This is a genomic window from Kitasatospora sp. NBC_01250, from assembly GCF_036226465.1.
Taxonomy (GTDB): Bacteria; Actinomycetota; Actinomycetes; order Streptomycetales; family Streptomycetaceae; genus Kitasatospora.
This window is the reverse complement of the sequence record NZ_CP108476.1, coordinates 8512304-8532877: the sequence shown is the minus strand read 5'-3', so window position 1 is coordinate 8532877 and position 20574 is coordinate 8512304. Positions and strand designations below refer to the sequence as shown.

22 protein-coding genes and 1 pseudogene are annotated in these 20574 nt (G+C 74.3%); 8 read left to right on the top strand and 15 right to left on the bottom strand.

Annotation, left to right across the window (positions count from 1 at the left end; translation table 11 throughout):
- The first annotated feature begins 46 nt into the window (after nucleotides 1-46).
- From OG500_RS35985 to OG500_RS35970, 4 genes and pseudogenes are all read left to right on the top strand, one after another.
- The gene (locus tag OG500_RS35985; protein WP_327071051.1) at nucleotides 47-475 is read left to right on the top strand and encodes a nuclear transport factor 2 family protein; all 429 of its coding nucleotides are present in this window, start codon (nucleotides 47-49) and stop codon (nucleotides 473-475) included.
- Between the two features lie 183 nt (nucleotides 476-658).
- Entirely contained in the window at nucleotides 659-2737 is a 2079-nt protein-coding gene (locus tag OG500_RS35980; RefSeq protein ID WP_329586605.1) for a SpoIIE family protein phosphatase, read from the top strand.
- 63 nt (nucleotides 2738-2800) lie between these two features.
- On the top strand, nucleotides 2801-3448 hold the full coding sequence (locus tag OG500_RS35975) for a response regulator transcription factor (protein ID WP_327071049.1): 648 nt from the start codon (nucleotides 2801-2803) through the stop codon (nucleotides 3446-3448).
- Between the two features lie 76 nt (nucleotides 3449-3524).
- A pseudogene (locus tag OG500_RS35970) lies at nucleotides 3525-4814 on the top strand (glycoside hydrolase family 10 protein); the annotation flags it as partial.
- A gap of 371 nt (nucleotides 4815-5185) precedes the next feature.
- Here OG500_RS35970 and OG500_RS35965 read toward each other — a convergent pair.
- Nucleotides 5186-5596, bottom strand: a complete 411-nt coding sequence (locus OG500_RS35965; protein WP_329586599.1) for a VOC family protein — start codon at nucleotides 5594-5596, stop codon at nucleotides 5186-5188.
- Nucleotides 5597-5799: 203 nt separating this feature from the next.
- Between OG500_RS35965 and OG500_RS35960 the strand changes: the two genes are divergently transcribed.
- A complete protein-coding gene (locus OG500_RS35960; RefSeq protein ID WP_329586595.1) occupies nucleotides 5800-7137 on the top strand; it encodes a chloride channel protein in 1338 nt (445 codons plus the stop codon).
- 16 nt (nucleotides 7138-7153) lie between these two features.
- Here the strand turns inward: OG500_RS35960 and OG500_RS35955 are convergent, their stop codons facing one another.
- The 3 genes from OG500_RS35955 to OG500_RS35945 form a co-directional block, all read right to left on the bottom strand.
- Complete coding sequence (locus OG500_RS35955) at nucleotides 7154-7507, bottom strand: hypothetical protein (RefSeq protein WP_327071045.1); 354 nt, start codon at nucleotides 7505-7507, stop codon at nucleotides 7154-7156.
- A 119-nt stretch (nucleotides 7508-7626) separates the two neighbouring features.
- The gene (locus OG500_RS35950) at nucleotides 7627-8781 is read right to left on the bottom strand and encodes an inorganic phosphate transporter (RefSeq protein ID WP_327071044.1); all 1155 of its coding nucleotides are present in this window, start codon (nucleotides 8779-8781) and stop codon (nucleotides 7627-7629) included.
- A gap of 162 nt (nucleotides 8782-8943) precedes the next feature.
- Entirely contained in the window at nucleotides 8944-9777 is an 834-nt protein-coding gene (locus OG500_RS35945) for a PIG-L family deacetylase (RefSeq protein ID WP_327071043.1), read from the bottom strand.
- A 228-nt stretch (nucleotides 9778-10005) separates the two neighbouring features.
- Between OG500_RS35945 and OG500_RS35940 the strand changes: the two genes are divergently transcribed.
- The gene (locus OG500_RS35940) at nucleotides 10006-10287 is read left to right on the top strand and encodes a hypothetical protein (protein ID WP_327071042.1); all 282 of its coding nucleotides are present in this window, start codon (nucleotides 10006-10008) and stop codon (nucleotides 10285-10287) included.
- A gap of 35 nt (nucleotides 10288-10322) precedes the next feature.
- Here the strand turns inward: OG500_RS35940 and OG500_RS35935 are convergent, their stop codons facing one another.
- The 8 genes from OG500_RS35935 to OG500_RS35900 form a co-directional block, all read right to left on the bottom strand.
- A complete protein-coding gene (locus OG500_RS35935; RefSeq protein WP_327071041.1) occupies nucleotides 10323-10694 on the bottom strand; it encodes a PRC-barrel domain containing protein in 372 nt (123 codons plus the stop codon).
- Nucleotides 10695-10791: 97 nt separating this feature from the next.
- Complete coding sequence (locus tag OG500_RS35930) at nucleotides 10792-11343, bottom strand: hemerythrin domain-containing protein (RefSeq protein WP_329586588.1); 552 nt, start codon at nucleotides 11341-11343, stop codon at nucleotides 10792-10794.
- Nucleotides 11344-11399: 56 nt separating this feature from the next.
- Entirely contained in the window at nucleotides 11400-12488 is a 1089-nt protein-coding gene (locus OG500_RS35925; protein WP_329586586.1) for a MerR family transcriptional regulator, read from the bottom strand.
- 10 nt (nucleotides 12489-12498) lie between these two features.
- Nucleotides 12499-13134 (bottom strand): ECF RNA polymerase sigma factor SigK, encoded by a 636-nt coding sequence (gene sigK / locus OG500_RS35920; RefSeq protein WP_329586583.1) that lies wholly within the window; start codon nucleotides 13132-13134, stop codon nucleotides 12499-12501.
- A gap of 110 nt (nucleotides 13135-13244) precedes the next feature.
- Entirely contained in the window at nucleotides 13245-13613 is a 369-nt protein-coding gene (gene crcB / locus OG500_RS35915; protein WP_329586580.1) for a fluoride efflux transporter CrcB, read from the bottom strand.
- Nucleotides 13613-13975 (bottom strand): DUF190 domain-containing protein, encoded by a 363-nt coding sequence (locus OG500_RS35910; protein WP_327071802.1) that lies wholly within the window; start codon nucleotides 13973-13975, stop codon nucleotides 13613-13615. Before OG500_RS35910 ends, crcB begins: the two co-directional genes overlap by 1 nt.
- A gap of 86 nt (nucleotides 13976-14061) precedes the next feature.
- A complete protein-coding gene (locus OG500_RS35905; RefSeq protein WP_329586577.1) occupies nucleotides 14062-14808 on the bottom strand; it encodes a fluoride efflux transporter FluC in 747 nt (248 codons plus the stop codon).
- Nucleotides 14809-14979: 171 nt separating this feature from the next.
- Nucleotides 14980-16605, bottom strand: coding sequence for an ADP-ribosyltransferase domain-containing protein (locus tag OG500_RS35900; RefSeq protein WP_329586572.1), 1626 nt, complete (start codon nucleotides 16603-16605; stop codon nucleotides 14980-14982).
- A 191-nt stretch (nucleotides 16606-16796) separates the two neighbouring features.
- On the opposite strand from OG500_RS35900, the gene OG500_RS35895 reads away from it, so the two are divergent.
- The gene (locus OG500_RS35895) at nucleotides 16797-17459 is read left to right on the top strand and encodes a macro domain-containing protein (RefSeq protein ID WP_329586569.1); all 663 of its coding nucleotides are present in this window, start codon (nucleotides 16797-16799) and stop codon (nucleotides 17457-17459) included.
- Nucleotides 17460-17492: 33 nt separating this feature from the next.
- Here OG500_RS35895 and OG500_RS35890 read toward each other — a convergent pair whose 3' ends face one another.
- Both OG500_RS35890 and OG500_RS35885 read right to left on the bottom strand, forming a co-directional pair.
- Nucleotides 17493-18761 carry a geranylgeranyl reductase family protein gene (locus OG500_RS35890; RefSeq protein WP_327071034.1) on the bottom strand — a complete coding sequence of 423 codons (1269 nt, stop codon included), beginning with the start codon at nucleotides 18759-18761 and terminating at the stop codon, nucleotides 17493-17495.
- A 134-nt stretch (nucleotides 18762-18895) separates the two neighbouring features.
- The gene (locus OG500_RS35885; protein WP_329586565.1) at nucleotides 18896-19297 is read right to left on the bottom strand and encodes a DUF488 domain-containing protein; all 402 of its coding nucleotides are present in this window, start codon (nucleotides 19295-19297) and stop codon (nucleotides 18896-18898) included.
- A gap of 103 nt (nucleotides 19298-19400) precedes the next feature.
- On the opposite strand from OG500_RS35885, the gene OG500_RS35880 reads away from it, so the two are divergent.
- Complete coding sequence (locus tag OG500_RS35880; protein WP_329586562.1) at nucleotides 19401-20204, top strand: uracil-DNA glycosylase; 804 nt, start codon at nucleotides 19401-19403, stop codon at nucleotides 20202-20204.
- Here OG500_RS35880 and OG500_RS35875 read toward each other — a convergent pair.
- On the bottom strand, nucleotides 20187-20477 hold the full coding sequence (locus OG500_RS35875) for a hypothetical protein (RefSeq protein WP_327071031.1): 291 nt from the start codon (nucleotides 20475-20477) through the stop codon (nucleotides 20187-20189). The genes OG500_RS35880 and OG500_RS35875 overlap by 18 nt on opposite strands.
- Between the last annotated feature and the right edge of the window lie 97 nt (nucleotides 20478-20574).

Genomic DNA, 20574 nt, shown 5'->3' with positions numbered 1-20574 from the left:
TCCTGCCTCGATACGACGTGATCAACTATCTTGCGGGGTGGACTCCATGAGTGCGAAGGATCCGAAGGTCGACGCGATTGAGCGGTTCTTCACCGCCTACGCTGCCGGTGACGCCGAGAGCATGAGCGCCGTGCTGGCCGAGGACATCGAGTGGACGATCCCGGGCCGCCATCCGCTCTCGGGCACGAAGCGAGGAATCGCAGAGGTGCGCAGCTTCTTCGACCAGCTCGGCAAGGCGGGCTTCAAGGCCGAGCCGATCTTCTTCGGCACGAATGACGAATACGTGGTCGACATTCACCGTGGTTGGACGACCGAGGGTGTTGGCAAGGTGGACACCACGTGGGCCCTGGTCTGGCACTTCCGTGCCGACGGCAAGGTCGACCGCGTCGTCAACCTGAGCGGCGATCAGCACCAGATGGACGCTTTCATCTGGGACAACTTCACCCTCGCCCCGCTTCCGGACCGGCTGGCCTGACGGACTCTCCCCCCGCGGTGCTGGCCAGGACCTCGGACGTCCCCCGGATGGCGGTACCGTCCCTCCTTCGGCCCGAGCCGCGGCGCGACCCTGTGCCAGCCTGGCGACAGGAGACCGCCGAACCGCCGACCGCCGGCGGAGAACCGAGAGCGCCCACCCCGACTCCCGCCTCGAGAGGCAGCCATGAGCCGGACGCCGGAAGAGCCAGCCCCCGCCCACGGCACCGCCGCGCAGCCGGGCGAGGAGCCGCCCGGCCGGGTACGGGCGGTACCGGCGGCGCTGGCAGGGCTGGCCTTCGAGTCCGCCCCGACCGGCCTCGCGGTGCTCGACGCGGCCGGACACGAGCTCGCCGCCAACCACCGGTGGGCCGCGCTGCTCGGGCCGGGCCCCGACACCCCGGGCGGCTTCGCGTGGACCGAGCGCCTGCCCGCCGCCGTGCGGGAGGCGGCGCAGGAGATCGTGGAGCGCGCCCGGTCCCGAGGCCCGGGCGCCGTGGCCGGGCGACTGCTGGCCGTGCCGACCGGGACCGCCGCCGAACGGACGCTGCTGCTCAACGTCCGCGCCACCGCCGTACCCGGGCTCTGCGTGGCCGAGGTGGGCGAGGCGACCGAGGAGGTCGCCGAGCGGCGGGTGCAGCTGCGCCTGGCGCTGGACATCGCCTCGATGGCCGCCTGGAGCGTCGACCTGGCCACCGGTGAGGACCGCTGGTTCGCCGGCTCCGACGAGCTCTTCGGCCTGCAGGAGCAGCGCTCCCTCATCCGCGACCAGCTGCTGGCGGCCTTCGCGCCCGAGCGGCAGAACACCATCGCCCCCACCTTCGCCCGGGCGGCGCTGGACGGGGACGGCGTCTTCGGGACCAGGTTCGCGATGACGGACGACGCCGGGCGCCGGCGCTGGATGCGGGTCGACGCCCGGGTCCACCAGCTGGGCCGGCCGCCGCACCGCTGGCTGGTCGGCGTCACCCGGGACATCACCGACGAGATGACCCGCCGCGGTGCCCTGGAGGAGCGGGTGGAGGCCGAGGCGGAGCGCTCGGCGCAGATCGAGGAGGTGGCCACCGCGTTGTTGTCGGCCTCCACCGCGGGCGACGTCGCCTCGGCCGTCACCGACCGCTTCCACCAGGGGCTCGGCGCGATCGGCGCCCTGGTGCTGGTCCCGGAGAACGGGCTGCTGCGGCCCCTGGCCACCTCCGGCGCCGGCGCCCGCGCGGGCGAGGCGATGGACGGGCTCCCGGTGGCAGCCGCTGTGCCGGCCTCCCGGGTGATCCGGGAGGGCGTGCCGTACTTCGTCCGCTCGCACGAGGAGTTCCGGGCGCTGAGCGAGGGCGACCCGTACGACCTGCTGGCCGTCACCGCCGCCCGGTCCTGGGCGATGCTGCCGCTGCGCCGCGGCGAGCGGCTGCCCGGCGCGCTGGTCCTGGGCTACGCCGAACAGCGCAGCTTCCCGCCCGAGGAGCGCACCCTGCTGCTCGCGCTGGCCGGACTGACCGGCCAGGCGCTGGAGCGCTCGGCCCTGGTGCAGCAGCGGATCGACCTCGCCCAGGCCGTGCAGCACGTGCTGATGCCCGAGGCGCTGCCGCGCCTGCCCGGGCTGCGGCTGGCCGCGCGCTACACGCCCGCCAGCGACGGCATCGCGGTCGGCGGCGACTGGTACGACGCCTTCCTGCTGCCCGACGGCCGCTACGGCCTGAGCATCGGCGACGTCGAGGGCCACGACGTGCAGGCGGCGGCGACCATGGGCCCGGTCCGCACCGCACTGCGCGCCTACGCCCAGACCGAGACGAGCCCGGGGCGGGTCCTCGCGGCCACCAACGAGCTGCTCTGCGCCCTGGGCGGCAGCTACTTCGCCACCTGCACCTACCTGGTGATCGACCCCGCCAGCAACGCGCTCAGCGCGGCCACCGCGGGCCACGTGCCGGGCATCCTCGGTCTCAAGGACGGCGCCACCCGCCTGCTCGCCCCACCGCCGGGGCCGCCGCTGGGCGTCCTGCCGAAGGCCGACTACCCCACCGTGCGGCACTCGCTCGCCCCGGTGTGCTGCCTGGTGCTGCTCACCGACGGGCTGGTCGAAGGACCGCAGATCGACCTGGACGCGGGCCTGGCGCTGGCCTGCGAGGCGGTCGGCGCGCACCGGCACAGCGACCCCGAGGTGCTGGCGGCGGCGCTGCTGCGCGCCTCGCGGCTGACCGGGCACCTCGACGACGCCAGCCTGCTGGCCGCCCGCTGGGACGCACCGGGCGCCCGCGACCGGCAAGCGGGGTGACCGTGAACCTGCCTATCGTGAGGGACGGGGCCGGTCCGGCACGAGGTGGAAGGCGGTGTGAGGGTGTCCACTCCCCCTGCGCAGGTGACGGTGGTGGTGGCCGACGACCACCCGGTGTACCGCGAGGGCATCGCCCGCGGCCTGCAACTGAGCGGCCGGATCAGCGTCCTGGCCGAGGTCGGCGACGGGCGGGCCGCGCTGGAGGCGATCCGTGAACTCGGCCCGGACGTGGCCCTGATCGACTATCGGATCCCCGAACTCGACGGCATCGCCGTCATCCACGCGGTGGTCCGCGACAAACTCCCCACCCGCACCCTGCTGTTGTCGGCCACCACCGACAGCGCCGTGGTGTTCCGGGCGCTGGAGGAGGGTGCCAGCGGCTACCTGGCCAAGGACGCCAAGCGCTCCGAGATCGTCGAGGCCGTGCTCAAGGTGGCCCGCGGCAAGCAGGTGGTGGCCGAGGAGCTGACCGGCGGCCTGGTCGACGAGATCCGCATCCGCGCCGACCGCGAGACCGTGGTGCTCACCGAACGCGAACGCCAGGTGCTGCGCGGCTTCGCCCAGGGACAGAGCATCCCGCAGCTCGCCGCCGAGCTGTACCTGGGCGCGAGCACGGTCAAGACACACACCCAGCGGCTCTACGAGAAGCTCGGCGTCAGCGACCGGGCCGCCGCGGTGGCGGAGGCGATGCGGCGCGGCCTGCTGGAGTGATCCGGGGCCGGTCGGTCACCGGATCGACCGGCCCGGCCGCGCGCGTCCCCACCTCCCACCGCCGGCAAGGACACCCATGAGCAGGCTCTCCCGGTCCGCCCACCCCGGCCGCCGGGCGGTGCTGGCCGGGGTGGCCGGGCTGGGAGCGGCGCTCCTCACGCCCGGCACCGCCACCGGCACCACCTGCGCAGCCGCTGCGAGCCGTCCTGCAGGAGGCCTCGGGCAGCCGCCCGCCACCGCCGGTGCCGTGAAGCGTCAGCTGCGCGGGCTGTGGATCTCGTCCCTGGACAACATCGACTGGCCGCGGCACCGCGGGCTGGGCGCGGAGCAGTTGCGGGCCGACTTCGTCGCCCTGCTCGACGAGGCGCGCGCGATCGGGTTCAACACGGTGTTCGTGCAGGTCCGGCCGACCGCGGACGCGCTGTGGCCGTCACCGTTCGAGCCGTGGTCGCAGTGGCTGACGGGCACCCAGGGCCAGGACCCGGGCTGGGACCCGCTGGCTTTCATGGTCCGGGCCACCCACGAGCGCGGGCTGCTGTTCCACGCGTGGTTCAACCCGTTCCGGGTGGCGATCCAACCGGATGCGGCCAAGCTGGTCCCCGACCACCCCGCCCGCCGCAACCCCGACTGGGCGGTCGTCTACAACGGCGAGATCTACTACAACCCCGGCATCCCCGCCGTCCGGGAGTTCGTCCAGCGGGCGATCATGGACGCCGTGGTCCGCTACGACATCGACGGCGTCCACTTCGACGACTACTTCTACCCTTACCCCGGCCGGCACGACTTCCCCGACGCCGCCGCCTTCGCCGCCCACGGGAAGGGCTTCGCCAAGCGGGCCGCCTGGCGCCGCAACAACATCGACCTGATGGTGCGGCAGACCCGCGACCTGGTGCGGGCCGCCCGCCCCGAGGCGGTCTACGGCGTCAGCCCCTTCGGCGTCTGGCGCAACAGGACGTCCGACCCGGCCGGCTCCGCCACCGACGCCCTGCAGAGCTACGACCAGCAGTACTGCGACACCCGCGGCTGGGTGCGCAAGGGCTGGGTCGACTACATCGCGCCCCAGCTCTACTGGTACCTCGGCTTCACCCCCGCTGACTACGCGGTGCTCGCCCCCTGGTGGGCCGAGCAGACCGCAGGCACCGACATCCAGCTGTGGATCGGCCAGTCCGCCTCCCGCCCCGGCGCACCCGAGCGCCCCGCCCCCTGGCAGGATCCCGCCGAACTCTCCCGCCACCTCGCCCTCAACGCCACCCTGCCCGCCATCGGCGGCGACATCTTCTTCAGCGCCCGCAGCGTCCAGCTCGACCGCATCGGCGCCATCCGCAGGCTGGCCGCCGACCACTGGCAGCGCCCGGCCCTGAGCCCGCTGCTCCCCCGCCTCGCGCACGCCGCCCCGCCCGGGCCGCCGCTGCTGTGGCCTGCGGCCGGCCCGCCCGCGCTGCGGATCTCCCCGTGCCCGGCCACCGGGCGAGGCTCCCCGCCGTTCCAGTACGCGCTGTACCGCTACGACCGCCACCCCGGGGCCGCCCCGCCCGCCGACCCGGCCCGCCTGACCGCCCTGCTGCCCGCCCTCGGCACCGACCACCACCGGCCACCACCCGGCACGCCGAGCGCCTGGTACGCGGCCACCGCCGTCGACCGCGCCGGCCGCGAGGGCCCGCCCGGCGCTCCCGTGTGGCTGCCGTCCTCCTGAGAGCGGACCGCCCCCGGACCGCGCCCCGGGCCGTCGCGCGGCCCTCACCCGGGCAGGTTCAGCTGCCAGGAGACCCCGAAGCGGTCGTTGACCCAGCCGAACCTGGCGCTGAAGCCGTAGGACCCCAGCGGCATCAGCTCCGTACCCCGCTCGGCGAGCGCCGCGTGCAGCCGGTCGATCTCGGCCTCGTCCTCGCACTGCACGTAGAGCGAGACCGCGGGGGTGAAGCCGAACTCGTGGCGCACCGGACTGTCGATGCAGATGAACCGCTGCCCGGCGAGCGAGAACGCCGCCTGGTACACCTTGCCCGCCGGGCCGGGCCCGTCGGCGCCGTAGCGGGTGAGGCTGATGATCTCGGCGTCGTCGAAGAGCGAGGTGTAGAGGGTCATCGCCTCCTCGGCACAGCCCTCGAACATCAGGAACGTGGTGATCTTCTGTGGCGTCACGATCGCCATGCCACGTGCTCCTTCACTCGCCCGGCCGCCGCACCCGGCCATGCTACTGAGCGTGACCCGGCGACCGCGGGCGCGACGTGGCCCGGCCCGCGAACGTGACCGGCCGGCGGCCTGGCGCTCACCCGTCCGGCGGTCGGCGGCGGCCACCCGGCCGGGCGGCGGTCAGACTGGCAGGCACAGGCGGCTGCCAAGGAGGGTCCACGATGGCGCAGGCCCGGCCCAGCGCCGAGACGGAGCAGCTGCAGGCGCTGCTGCGTGGGCGGGACTTCCGCAGGCTGCTGCTCGTCTCCGCGCTGGTCGGCGTGCCCGTGTCGCTGGTCGCCTTCGGGTTCGTCAGCCTTGAGCACTGGCTGCAGCACGGGGTGTGGCAGTGGCTCCCGCAGCAGCTGGGCTGGTCCGGTCCGCCGTGGTGGTGGCCGCTGCCCGCGCTGCTGCTGGCCGGGATCCTGGTGGCGCTCGTGGTCACCTTCCTGCCCGGGAACGGCGGGCACGTCCCGGCCCACGGCCTGGGCATGACGGCGACCGCCCCCGCGGCGCTGCCCGGGATCTTCCTGGCCGCGATCGCGGGCCTGCCGCTGGGCGCGGTCCTCGGTCCGGAGGCGCCGCTGATGGCACTCGGCAGCGGGCTGGCCCTGCTGGGTGTCGAGCGGGTGCGCCCGGACCTTCCCCCGCAGGCACGGAACGTGCTCGGGGCCTCCGGTGCCGCGGCGGCGATCTCCGTCATCTTCGGCAATCCGCTGGTCGCGGGGGTGCTGCTGATCGAGGCCGCGGGCGTCGGCGGCCCGCAGCTGTCCCTGCTCCTGCTGCCCTGCCTGCTGGCCAGCGGCGTCGGCGCACTGGTCTTCACCGGCTTCGACCACTGGTCCGGCTTCGGGATCGGGGCGCTGAACCTGCCGACCGTGCCGCCGGACCACACGCCCAGCGCGGGCGACTTCCTGTGGGGCGTGCCGCTCGCCGTCCTGATCGCGTGCTGCATGGTGCCGTCCGTGCGACTGAGCGGGCGCCTGGCCGGGCTGGTCGAGCGGCGGACCGTCCTGCTGACCGTCGCCTGCGCGACGGCGGTCGGCGGCTGCGCCGCGGTGTACGCACTGGCCACCGGCCGGTCGTCGCAGGAGGCCGTGCTGTCCGGCCAGGCCACGCTCGCCCAGCTGGCCGCGACGCCGCACGCGTGGTCGGTCGCCGCACTGCTGGCGCTGGTGGTGCTCAAGGGAGTGGGATGGATCCTCTCCATGGGCAGCCTGCGGGGCGGCCCGATCTTCCCCTCGCTCTTCCTCGGCTCGGCCCTGGCCACCCTCCTGGTGGGGGTACCGGGCTTCGGGCCCGCCCCGGCGCTGGCGGTGGGCCTGGCGGCCGGGAGCGCGGCCGTGCTGCGGCTGCCGCTCACCGCCGTCGTGCTGGCCACCCTGCTGCTCGGCAAGGACGCCCCGGACGAGTTGCCGCTGGTGATCGTCTCTGCCGTGGTCTCCTTCGTCACCGGCGAGCTGCTGCGCGCGGCGCCCTCGGCGCGTGCGCTGCTGGCCCGGCGCTCCTCGCACCGGTAGGGCCTCCCCCAGCGGCTCAGCGCCGCCAGCGCCGCTGCTCCGCGATGCGGCGCCGGATGACGAACAGGTCGATCACCGCGATGACGGTGAACACCGCGCACAGCACGGCCAGCCCGGTGTAGAACGCGCGATCCGCGCTGGGCGCGGGCAGCGCGTTCGCCGCGAGCAGCGCGAAAACGACGGTACCGAGCAGGAAGAGCGGCGCGAAGATCCGGTTCAGCACCCGCCGGGCCGCCAGGTCGCTGCTCGCCGAGCGCGGCTCCTCGCCGGTACGCCGCCACCGCCGGGCGGCGGCGCGGGCGCGGCGGTCGGCCGCCACGGCCCGCCAGTACTCGCCGACGTGCTTGTGTTCGCGGTGCGGCTGGGACACCTGGTCCTTCGTTCTCGGTGCGGGGTGGTCGTCACCGGTCCCCTACCCCGTGGCCGCGGAGGAACGCGAGCGCCGGCGGATTCGTCGTCCGATCGATCCAGGAGTGTCGATCCAGGGGTTCACGGGGCCACCTCGTCCGTGGCGGCTGCCGGGACGACCGTGCCGGTCCAGGTCGCGTTGACGTTCTTCGCCGTCACGGCGGCGCGGCGGGAGGTGGCGTAGAAGGCGGTCGCGGCGAGGAGCAGCACCACGAAGATCACCACGACACCCGCGGTGCCGCCGATCCCGTGCGCGGCCCAGTAGGCCACCGCGCCGACCAGCGCCGCCGCCGGCAGGGTGAACAGCCAGGCGACCGCCATCCGGCGGGCGACGTGCCAGCGCACCACCGCGTCCTTCCTGGCGACCCCGGCGCCCAGGATCGAGCCGGTCGCCACGTGGGTGGTGGAGAGCGAGTAGCCGAAGTCGGTGGAGGAGAGGATCACCGCGGCGGAGGCCGACTCACTGGCCAGCCCCTGCTGGGGCTCGATCTCCACCAGCCCCTTGCCCAAGGTCCGGATGACCCGCCAGCCGCCGATGTAGGTGCCCAGCGCGATCGCCGCCGCGCAGGAGGCGATCACCCAGTCCGGGGCCTTGGCCCCGCTGCCCAGGGTTCCGTTGGCGATCAGTGCCAGGGTGATGACGCCCATCGTCTTCTGCGCGTCGTTGGTGCCGTGGGCGAGCGAGACCATCGAGGCCGAGCCGACCTGGCCGATCCGGAAGCCGTGCGCGCGCGGACGCTCGGCGACCTGCCGGGTCAGCCGGTAGACCAGCCAGGTGCCGAGGGCGGCGATCGCGCCCGCGATGAAGGGCGACAGCGCGGCGGGCACGATCACCTTGGAGACCAGGCCCTGCCACTTGACGGCTGAGCCGCCCGCCGCCGCCATCGTGGCCCCGATGACGCCGCCGATCAGCGCGTGCGAGGAACTGGAGGGGATCCCGAGGAACCAGGTGGCCAGGTTCCACAGGATGCTGCCGGTCAGACCGGCGAAGACCACGGTCAGTGTCACGTCGTGCGTGTCGACCAGGCCGTTGGCGATGGTCGCCGCCACGGCCGTCGACAGGAACGCGCCGACCAGGTTGAGCACGGCCGAGATGGCGACGGCGATGCGCGGGGGGAGGGCTCCGGTGACGATGGAGGTCGCCATGGCGTTGCCGGTGTCGTGGAATCCGTTGGTGAAGTCGAAGCCCAGCGCGGTGACGACCACCAGCGCCAGGACCGCGTCGTTGCCGGTCACGCAGACGAACCTAACCTGTCGCCCGGGCCGCCCGGGTCCGCGACACCCGCTCTTCGGGGGCGCCCTGCCCGGGCCCCGGCCGCACTCGCTCCCCGGCCCCGCAGCCGTGCGGCGGCACGACTGCGGGGCCGGGCACCGAGCGGAACGGGGCCTGCCGCGGGCTCAGCGCAGGCCGGCGAAGAGGTCGTTCTCGGGCAGCGCCGCGCCGGTGGTGTCCTGGACCCGTACGAAGGTCTCCACCCCCATCAGCTCGGTGAACCTCTCCTTGCCCATCCGCAGGAAGAAGATGTTCTCGCTCTGGCTGGCGTGGGCGAGCAGCGCGTCGAACTTCTGGCCGCCGAACGCGGTGGTGTCCACCCAGGTGGTGATCTCCTCGTCGGGCAGCCCGATCTCGGGCATCGCGGCGGCCTCCGCCGGGTCCGGCTCCTCCCAGTCGGCACCGAACTCGCGCATGACCTCCCCGAAGCGCGCCATCATCGAGCGCGGGGCCGTCGTCCAGTACACCTTCGACGCGAGGCCGGTGCGCTCCAGCGCGGCCATCGTGACCCGGTTCGCCTGGATGTGATCGGGGTGGCCGTAGAACCCGTTCTCGTCGTAGGTCACCACCACATCGGGCTGGTGGCGCAGCATCAACTCGCCCAGGCGGGCGGCGGCCTCCTCCACCGGCGTGCTCCAGAACGATCCGGGCGCGTCATTGGCCGGCCAGCCCATCATGCCCGAGTCGGCGTACCCGAGCAGCTCCAGGTGGGTGACCTTCAGGACGTCGCAGCTCGCTTCGAGTTCGGTGCGGCGCATCGCGGCGACGGCCGCCGGGTCGTGCCCGGGGTCGCCCGGCTTGGCTCCCCCCGGGCCGTCACCGCAGCCGCCGTCGGTACAGGTGACCAGGACCGTGCGAAAGCCCTCGGCCGCATAGCGCGCGAGAACTCCCCCCGTTCCGGTGGCCTCGTCGTCGGGGTGGGCGTGCACTGCCATCAGCGTCAAGGGCCGGTCGGCCATGAGAACCATCCTCCAGTAGGTCGGGTTACCGGGCCCCAGTCTGCGGCACCGCCGACGGTGCCCGCCCGCATATACCCGGAGGACGGGGTTTGCGGCGAGCGGGCCGAGCACTGATGAAGCGCCCCTCCCGTCCGGGCTCTGCGGGAAGCGGCTCACGTACCATGCGGGTCGGGATCCCACGAACCGTCAGGACCGGTTCGGGGTACGAAGGTACGAGCAGGGGGCGGGATGCGCGCGGGTCGGCCGAGTCGGCAGCAGTTGCGGACGAACTTCCACCAGGAGGTGGAGAACGCGCTGGCCGGTGCAGGACTGCGGTCCTGCACCGGGCTCGACGACGACACCGAGCAGGCGCTGTGGGAGATCGCCGCCGCCGAACCGGCCGACCGCGAGGGCCTGGCGGCGGCGGCCTACCGCGCCTTCGCCGGGCAGCTGGACGGCAGCAACGCGGCCCGCTGGCACGCGGACCTGCAGCGCCGGACCGCCGGAGCCGAGCCGCGGCCCGAGGAGTGACAACGGCGGTGCCCCGGCCGCGGAACCGAGGGCGGTCAGATGCCGAAGCCGCCGTAGAAGGGCCCGTAGTAGAGCAGGTAGGGATCGCGGAAGTCGGCGTCCTCCGGTTCGGTGGCTCCCGCGTCGATCCCGGGGCCGTTCTTGATCTCGTCCCTGGAGCGGTCGACATACACCTTGCGCTCCCCGATCTCGATGCGGGAGACCGTACCGGCGGGCAGCAGCACCCGCCTGCCGAAGATCCAGGGGCCGGTGTCCACCACCAGGTGCTGGCTGTCGACCTCTTCGGAGAGCTTGTCCACCTTGCCGATCGGGCCGTCGGTGGCCTCGACGTGAAAGTCGATGAGGTCGGTGCCGGCGCTGTGGCCGGAGGCGGTGCGGAACTCCCAGATGTTGACGTTCCCGGTCATGCCGTGTCCTCTCTCCGCCGTGTCAGGCCGCGCCCCTGCGGACCGGCCTGTGGTAAGGGCTCGGCTGCCCCGGCTCGCGGCGTTCATGCCCGGTTCCTCAGGACGGGCGGCCGCGGCCGGCGAGGAAGTCCCGCGCGCGGTCGACCAGGCTGGTGCCCGCGGCCAGGAGCTTCCAGTCGGGGGCACCGGGATGCGGACGGGTGGGCGCGAGCGCCTTCGCGGTGCGGACCAGGTCGCCGAGTTCGTCGAGCCGTTCGGCCGAGCAGGCGTCGACCAGGGCGGGCAGCAGGTTCCGCTCGGTGTCCTCGATGTGCGCCGTGAGCTCGGCGGCGAGCACACCGATCAGCTCCTCGAACCGGGCCTCGGCCGGGTCCGCCTCCTCCAGTTCCTTGAGCAGCTGCTCGATCCGCTCATGGTCGGCGACTCCCCGGTCCGCCAGCGCGTCGCCCCCTGACACGTGCTCGCGCAGCGCCGGGTAGAGGAACTGCTCCTCGGCCACCGAGTGGCGGACCAGCTCGATGGTGAACTCGTCCGCCGCCTCGCGCCGTCGCCCGTCACCGGGGTCCAGGCCCCGGAGCGTCTCGAACAGCTGGCGAGCCGCCAGGTGGTCGGCCGTCAGTTCCTCGACCACGTCGGCCTCGTGTTCCATGGGGACTCCTGTTTCCTCGGTCGGCCGGGTCGGTCGTCGTGTCGTCCGACCTCGTCTCACCGCTCCCGGGCTTTCCATGCCACGCCCAACTGGTCGAGGGCGCTCGGCAGATCACGGGGGCGCAGGGTGCCCGGGGGTCGGCGGGGGCCGCCCCAGCCCGGCCCGGCGACCAGCACGACGGGGCGGCCGCGGGCGCCGTGCAGGCCCCAGCTGGTCCGGGCGACGCGCTGCACCAGGGCGCGGTCCGCGGTTCGCGCCAGCTGGGACCAGAGCAGCACGGCCGGCGGCCCGGTGCGGCGCACCGCCGCCAGCAGGGCCTCGGGCGGCAGCGCGGGGCCGAACATCCGGTACGGCAGGCCGCGTTCGGCCAGCCCCGCCGCCAGCGCCTCCAGCGGCAGCGCGTGCAGTTCGGTGGGCATCCCGGCGAGCAGCAGGGCCGGGCCGGGCAGCGGTTCGCAGCGCGCGGTGCTGCGGTGCAGGGCCCGGGAGATGTGCCAGGAGAGCAGGTGTTCCACCTCGACGTACGGTTCGCCCTCGGTGACCCACGCGCGGCCGACCGCGCGCAGCGCGGGCACCATCAGCTGGGTCCAGGCCGCGACGAGGCCGAGCCGGTCGAGCCCGCGGTCCAGGATCCGGGCCACCTCGCAGGCGTCGAGCCGGGTGGCGGCGCGGGCCAGGCCCCGGCACTCGCGCCGGGCGGCGGCGGCCGGCACCGCCCGGTCGCCGCCCTGTCGCGGTACGGCGGCGGGTGCCCCGGGCTCGGACGGTTCCCGGCGGGCGGGCTGCTCGGGGGCGGCGACAGGATGCGGGGCACCGAGGTGTTCGGGTCCGGCCAGGCGTTCGGGTCCGGCCAGGCGTTCGGGCTGGGGCTCCGCGGCAGCCAGGCGGGCGGCCTCCGCCGGCATGACGCCCCGGGCGGTGAGGCGGCACATCGTCTCCAGCACCGCGACGTCCCGCGGGCTCCACCGGCGGTGGCGACCGGGGGTCCGCTGGGCCGGGCCGATGCCGTAACGGCGTTCCCACGACCGGATGGTGGCCGGGGAGACGCCGAGCGCCCGGGCGAGGTCACCGGTGGTCAGACCCGCCTGGGCGGACACCGGCCGGTCGGGTGCGGGCGCTTGCACAGGCGTGAGCGGTGTGGGCACAGAGGTGAGCCTACGGCGTGCGGCCCGTCCCGAGCCGCGGCCCGGCCGGTCCCGTGGCGGAGGAGTCGACGAGCAGGTCGCGCAGCCGCTGCAGGGCGTTGCGGACGCGGGTCTTGACGGTGCCCAGCGGCACGCCGAGGGCGGCGGCGGCCTGCGCGTGGGTACGGCCGCCGAAGTAGACCAGCAGCAGGCTCTCCCGCTGGACCTCGCTCAGTATGCCGAGCGCGCGGCGCACCCGGGCGCACTGCGACAGGCGTTCCAGCTCCCGCTCGACCTGGTCGGCGACCTCGTCGAAGGCCGGGGTGCGGTCCCGCCGGGCGGCGGCCCGGTCGCGGTCCGTGGCGGCCTGCTCGGAGCGGACCCGGTCCACGGCGCGCCGGTGGGCGATGGTGAGCATCCACGCCAGCACCTCGCCGCGCTCGCTCCGGTACCGCGGCGCCTCCCGCCACACCTGCAGAAACACTTCCTGGGTCACCTCCTCCGCGCGGGGGCGGTCGCGCAGCAGGCTCAGCACCAGGCCGTGCACACGGCCGGCGGTGGCGACGTACAGCTCCTCGAAGGCCCACTCGTCGCCACCGGCGACGCGGGCTGCCAGGGCACGTAACGCGGCCGGGCTCTCCGCCGGCCGCTCGATCGGTCTCTGCACCCCTCGACCCTTGTGGAGTCGTGCACCATCCGGCCAGTCGCAGCGTTCGCGCATCGTTTGACCGCGGTCGGGCGCGGTGCCCGACCGCGGTCGACGCCGCAGCGGTCCGGTCAGAGCCAGGTCAGCAGCGCGTAGCCGGCCGCCGCGGCGGGCAGGCCGACGGCCAGGCTGCCCACGACGTTGAGGCCGGCCTCGGCCAGCGAGCCCTCCTCCAGCAGCCGGACGGTCTCGAAGGTGAAGGTGCTGAACGTGGTGAGCGCCCCGCAGACGCCGGTGCCCAGCAGCAGCACGGCGTCACCGGGCAGGCCGTGGGCGTGGCCGGCGCCGGTGACGGCACCGAGCACGAAGGCGCCGGAGACGTTGATGAGGAAGGTCCCCCACGGAAAGACACTGTCGTGGCGGGACTGGACGGCCTTGTCGATGAGGTAGCGCAGCGGTGCGCCGAGGATGCCGCCGAGGAACACCATCAGCACGGCCATCAGTTCTCGCCTTCCTGGTCGATCGGGGTGACGCCGTCGGCCGCGTCGACCCGGTGGGTGACGACACGGTGGGTGACGACCTCGACGGGGTCGAGGGTGATCAGGCCCTGGGCGAGGACCTCCTCGGCCTGCGGCAGGAAGGCGCGGATGCGCCGTTCCTCGTCGATGATCACGACGGCGACGGGGAGGTCCTCGGCGAGGTCGAGCAGGCGGGTGGTGTGGATCAGCGAGGTACCGCCGAAGCCCTCGATGCCGCGGAACACGCTGGCGCCGGCCAGACCAGCGCGGTGGGCCCGGTGGACGATCTCGGTGTACACGGGGTGGTGCCGGTACTGGTCGCTCTCACCGAGGTAGACGGTCATCCGCAGCACCGGGCCGCTCAGCGGCGGGCGTGCCTCGCGGGCCGGAGCGGGTTCCGGCTGCGCGTGGTGGCGGTGGATCAACGGGCTCATCGCGGGCCTCCCTCGCTGCTGGCGGCCATCTCGCCCGCGCCGCCCGGACCGGTCTTCGGCTCGGGGCGGGCGGTCGCGGTGGCGGTGTGACCGGCCTGGGAGCGGCGGCGCGGACCGCGCCGCACCGGCAGCCGCCCGAGACGACGGGCGAGGGCGATCCCCGTCCACACCGCGGCCAGTCCCGCCACCAGGCTGGTGAGCGCGTAGGCGTCGGCGACGGCGAAGTGGCCGGTGGCGAGCAGGCCGCGCAGCTCGACGGTGTAGGTCGAGAAGGTGGTGTAGCCGCCGAGGATGCCGACGCCCAGGAACGGGCGGGCGAAGCGGTTGGGCGGCCAGATCTCCAGGACGAAGACCATCAGGACGCCGAGCAGCAGGCTGCCGGTGACGTTGATGGTGAAGGTGGCCCAGGGGAAGGTGCCCGCCGCGGTGGGCCAGGCCTGGGCGAGTTCGTAGCGGGCCACGCTGCCGAGCCCGCCGCCCAGGGCGATCACCGCGAGGACGTCCCACTGGCGGGGGCGCGGTGGGCGCTCCGGCCCGGCGGGCAGGGGGGCCGCGCTGTCCGGGTCGACGGGCAGGTCCTCGGCGGGCCGCGGCCCGCTCGTGCTGGGCGGGCGCTCGCCGCGCATGCCAACTCCTAGGAGTGTGTCGGGAAGGTGCCGGCCCGCACCGGCGCGCACCCGGGCGGCACCGCCGGCCGGTGGACGGCCGGGCGCACCGGGCGGGGTGGTGGTGTGTCGGGGCATGGCTCTCCTACCTGGGATGCGCCCGCGGGTCTCGCGGACATCAGGTAGGGACCGTTGGCGACCGGTACCGGTCGCGGTTGCGGCGAGCCCCTCCGCCGTCGTTCCGCTCCAGGATATCCCGTGTCCGGCGGGCCGCCGCCACCGGACCCGCTGCCCGCCGGGGGCCGGCCCTCAGGAGACCAGGGTCTGCTCGGGCAGTTCGGTGAGCGTCACGGTGGACAGCCCGCCGCGTTCGGCCCGCACGTCCGTCACCTCCAGCTGCGTGCCCGGCAGGAGGATGAACTCCTCCTCGCCGGTGAACGCGGAGAAGTCCTGGATGCCGGCGGCCCGCAGCGGATGCACCTCGAAGAGCGTGCGCTTGCCGCGGCTGCCGAGGAAGGAGCGCGCCACGGCGGGCTTGGAGGTGCACGAGGAGACGCCCCACCAGGTCACCGTCCGGCCCAGCGGGTACTGCGCCCGCAGGTCCAGCGGCACCCCGCGCCACAGCGGCCGGGTGCGGGCCGGGAGCTCGGCGACGGCCGCGAACAGCAGCCGCAGGTACGGCAGGTACGGCAGGTACGGCACGAGCCTGCCGCGGTCCGGGGAGCGCAGGATCGCGTTGATCTCCCGGTAGAACGCGGACTCGCAGGTGTAGAGGTACAGCGCCGCGATCGCGTCGGCGGACAGCCCGCCGGCCCCCTCGTCGGTGCGCCGTCTGCCGAACGCGTGCGACAGCTCGACGTACCGGTCCAGCCCGGACAGCAGCCCCGCGACCGGGGACACGGCGTCACGGAAGTCCATCAGCGGGGTGTCGAACACCCCGGTGACGGCGGGCAGGACGAGGCCCTCGTCCTTCACCCCGGCGAGGCGGTCGAGGTAGAGCTGGTGCAGCTCCATGGTGGAGGCGATGAAGGCGCCCATCCGCTGCGCGGTGTCGCCGCCGGTGCCGCCCGGCCCCGCCACGGCCGTGTTCCAGCCGCTGCTGGGCAGCCAGTCGATCTCCTCGGTACCCAGCGAGGCGAGGACGGTGTTCACCGTCGCGAAGTGGTCGCCGTCGCAGAAGATGTCGCCCTGCGCCGCGGGGTTGGGGTGGTCGATGTGCCGGACCTCGACCCCGGGGTACTTCTTCTGCATCCGCAGGACGACCCGCTTGAGGCTGCGGGCGTGCGCCCCCCACCAGGCGAAGACCACACCGCGGTCCTCCTCGGCGGCGTGCTGCTTGGCCCGGAGGATCTCCTCGACGATCCGTTCGGCGACCGGCCGCCAGAACGCGGTGTGCTGCTCCGGTCCCATCGCCCCGTCGCCGCTGGCGGTGAGCGCCGCGTTCAGCAGCAGCACGCCCTGCGTCAGCATCGCCTGGAACCACTCCGGCGGCTGGACGGTGTCCTGCTCCTTCAACAGCGCGCGTATGTCGGCGATCGGGGTCTTCTTCGGGATGCCGTGCTTCCACATCGCCGCCGCCTTGATGATGCAGCGGATGCTGACGACCCTGCCGAACTGGCTGTCCGTCCAGTCGTGGAAGGTGTTGTCGAACATGGCGATGCCCGTGGCGCTCTCCGGCCGCGGGTACGGGTTCTGACCGAAGACCACCACCCGCCACTTCTCCGGCGCGTGCGGCTTGAGCGCCTGGAAGGTCAGTTCGCGCACCGGGACGACCTCCGGGCCGCGCGCCGGACCGATGAAGGCCGCGGCGCCCGGCTGCGCCTCGATCACCGGCTTCAGCAGCGGGAGCCACGGTTCGCCGCCGCCCTGGAAGAGGTCCGCGAGCGCCAGCGGGTCGTTCGGTTCGGGCTGGGCGGGGGTGGCGGCATCGGTCATGGCGGTGGGACTCCGAATCGTCGCATTCGTGCTGATGGCGGGCTGATCGTCGGGCTTCCACAGTGGTAGCAACCGGGTGTGACAGCACCGGCGGACCGTCAGAACCGCTGTCAGTGGGGAGCCGTAGCGTCGTGAGTGCCAGGAGTTGGGCGAGTGCCTTCGATGGGAGCAGAGAATTGACCGTGAACCGCGTGCCGTCGCCGCTCAGGGTGGTCCTGACCGACATCAACGCCCCGGTGGTGGCGGCCTGGCGAGCGGCGTTCGCCGACACCCCGGGGGTCGAGATCCGCAGCGGATCGATCCTCGACGAGCAGGTCGACGCCTGGGTCAGCCCCACCAACTCCCGTGGCCGGATGGACGGTGGGGTCGACGCCGCCATCAAGCGGCACCTCGGCGCGGGCATCCAGCTGCGGGTGCAGCGCGCGATCCGCGACCACTTCGCGGGCCGGCTCCCGGTGGGCAGCGCGGTGTGCGTGCCGTCCGGAGCGAGCAACCCGAGGTTCCTGATCTCGGCGCCGACCATGGCGCAGTCCGCGCAGAACGTGAGCGAGACGCTGAACGTCGCACTCGCCTGCGCCGCCGCGTTCCAGGCGATCCACCTGCAGAACCAGAAGGCGCCCGGCAGCATCGGGTCGGTGGCCCTGGTCGGCATGGGCGCCCGGACGGGTGGGGTGCCGGCCCGGGTGTGCGCGAACCTCATGTGGACGGGCCACACGCTCTTCAACGACCACTGCTTCGAGGACTACGACGAGCTGCGCGGCACGATCACCGCGCAGCTCGACGACATCGAGCGGGCCCCCGCCACCGAGCGGGTCCGCATCACGCCGCCCACCGGCCGCACCGCACGCCGCTGACCGGTCGCGCGGGACGGGCTCGCCGGACAGGCTCTAGCGGCGCAGCTTCGGTACCAGGCGCAGCGCGGTGTTGAGCACCGAGTCGATGCCGTCCTGCGCCGGGGCGGTGGTGGCCTGGCTGAGCAGGCGGACGACCAGGCCGATCGCGGTGGGGCTGGTCATGATGCGGCGGCTGAGCAGGGGGCGGTAGCCGACCCGGCTGAAGACCTGGGCGGCGACGGCGTTGCCGAGCCGGTAGTAGCGGCCCCAGCGGTGGTCCACCTCGGCCGGGTAGTGCTGCAGCGCCTGTTCGCGGCGCAGGCCCGGCGGCCGGGTCAGGGCGAGGGCGACCGTGTCGGCCGCCACCTCGGCGGCCTCCATGGCCTGGGCGATGCCCTCACCGCTCCAGGGGCTGATCATGCCCGCGCTGTCGCCGAGCACCAGCAGACCCCGCCGGTACTGGGGGCGCCGGTTGAGGCCCATCGGCAGCGCGGCGCTGCGCGGCGGGTCCTCCGCGTGCTGCTCGTCCAGCTCCCAGTGGGCGGGCAGCTGGTCGACCCACTCGCGCAGGGTGGCCCGCAGGTCGGTGGCGCCGTGGCGGCGGTGCGGCAGGCCGCCGAGGCCGATGTTCACCCGGCCGTCGGCGAGCGGGAAGGCCCAGCCGTAGCCGGGCAGGTCGTGCCCGCTACCGGCGCAGCGCACGTCGGCCCAGAGCTGCAGATACTCGTCCTCCGCCAGGGCCCGGCTGCGGTAGTAGCGGCGAACGGCGGTCGCCATCGGGCTGCGCTGGTCGCGCTGCCAGCCCAGGGCGAGCGCGGTGCGGGCGGAGGCGCCGTCGGCGGCGATGACCAGCGGCGCGCGGAACTCGGCGGTGCCGCCCCCGGGGGTCACGGCGGTGACGCCCGTGAGGCGCCCGGCGGCGTCGGTGAGCGGGGCGGTGACCTTGGTCCCGGTGTGCAGCCGGGCACCGGCGCCCTGGGCGTGCTGGGCGAGCAGGTGGTCGAAGTCGTGGCGGGTCCGGGTGAGCCCGAAGTCGGGGTAGCCGCCGAGCGCCGGCCAGTCGACGTCGACGCGACGGCCCGAGCAGTGCAGGCGCATGCCGCGCGAGCGCCGCCAGCCCGGGGCGCCGACATCGATCCCCAGCCGCAGCAACTGGTGCACACCGCGCGGGGTCAGGCCGTCGCCGCAGACCTTGTCCCGGGGGAAGACGTCCTTCTCCAGCAGCAGGACGTCGACCCCCGCCCGGGCCAGGTGGGCCGCCGCGGCGGAGCCCGCGGGGCCGGCTCCGATCACGACGACCTGCGCGTCCTGTCGGTCGGCCATCGCCACTCCTCCCGGGGTTCGCCGGACATGTTCCCTACCGCCTACCCCGGCGCGCCGCGGACGACGCACGCGGCACCGGCTGTCCACCGGCTGGGCGAGGCGCGCACACCGCGGTGCGCCGTCCGTCGGCGCCGTCAGCGGGCGCCGTCCGTGGGCACCGTCCATGGAGGCCGTCGGCGGGAGAGCCGGTCGGCCAGCACGGCGGCCTGGCTGTGGTCGACGTCGCAGGTGGCGGTGAGCAGGGTGACCCGCCCGTGGCGGGCCAGCTCGCCGAGTTCGTGCAGCGCCTCCCGGTGGTCGCAGTCGCGCAGTTCCGCGAGGTAGCGCCGGCGGAACTCCTGGAAACGCTCCGGGTCATGGCCGTACCACTGCCGCAGCTCGGTCGACGGGGCGACGTCGCGCAGCCACGCGTCGAGGTGGGCGTCGTCCTTGCGCAGCCCGCGCGGCCAGAGCCGGTCCACCAGCACCCGGGTGCCGTCCTCGGGCGAGGTTTCCTCGTAGACGCGGTGACATCTGATGTCCTTGGTGCTGGCCATGGCTGCCCTCCGTGGCAGATCGTGGTGCGGATCGTGCCGTTCGTCCGCCGCGTCGCGGCCGACGGCCTCACCGGTGCGGCTACCCCGGAGGAGCTGGTGGACCATGTCCGAGGCCGACTTTCCCGTCCGCTCGGCCGCCCGGGCCCGCACGCTGGTCGAACTGGACGGGCAGGTGGTCCGTTGCCGGGCCTGCCCGCGCCTGGTGGCCTGGTGGGAGGAGGCCGCCCGTATCAAGCGTCCCGCATTCCGTGACTGGGAGTACTGGGGGCGCCCGGTGCCCGGGTTCGGGCCCGTGGACGCCGCCCTGGCGGTCATCGGCCTGGCGCCCGCGGCACACGGCGCGAACCGGACCGGCCGGATGTTCACCGGTGACCGGGCCGGTGACCTGCTGTACGCGACGCTGCACGGGCTCGGGCTGGCCTCCCAGCCGACCGCGACCCGGCAGGACGACGGCCTGGCACTGTCCGGCGTCCGGGTCACCGCCCCCGTGCGCTGCGCGCCGCCGCAGAACCGTCCCACGCCGGGCGAGCGGGACACCTGCCGCCCGTGGCTGGCCCGCGAGCTGGAGCTGCTGCGGCCGACCGTGCGCTGCGTCGTCGTGCTGGGCGCCTTCGGCTGGCAGGCCGTGCTGCCGGCCCTGGAGTCGGCCGGCTGGCAGGTGCCCCGGCCGCGACCGCGGTTCGGCCACGGGGTGCGGACGACCCTGGTGGCCGCCGACGACGGGGCGGGCGCACCGGTGACGCTGTTCGGCTGCTACCACGTGAGCCAGCGCAACGTCTTCACCGGCCGGCTCACCCCGGCGATGCTGCGCGAGGTGCTCGCCACGGCGGCGCACACGGCCGGCCTGGCGGTGGACCGACCCGGCGCGGTGGAGCCCCCGCCGCCCGGCTCAGCGGGACAGCCGTAGCCGCAGGTCGTCGAGGTAGCCGTCGTAGGCCGCGGCGACGTCCGCCAGATCGATCATCGGCGGGAGGTCGACCAAGGGCTGGTGGTCGAGCAGGAACGCGGCGCTCTCCCGGACGACGCGCTGCTCGGCCTCGTCACCGGCACCCAGTTCCGCCATCACGTCGGGGGTGGCGCGGAACCGGGACTCGGCCCTCTGTTCGCCGCCGACGACCGCGACGAGGTACTCGTGGTCACCCAGCGGCTCGACCCGCAACTCCACCGGCATATCAGACATACCCGGCACTGTACGCGGCCCGTGGCGGACCACGGTTCTGGCCACGCCGCCGGACCGGGAGCCCGGGGTCTGTCCGCATGAACCCGCCCGATCGGGG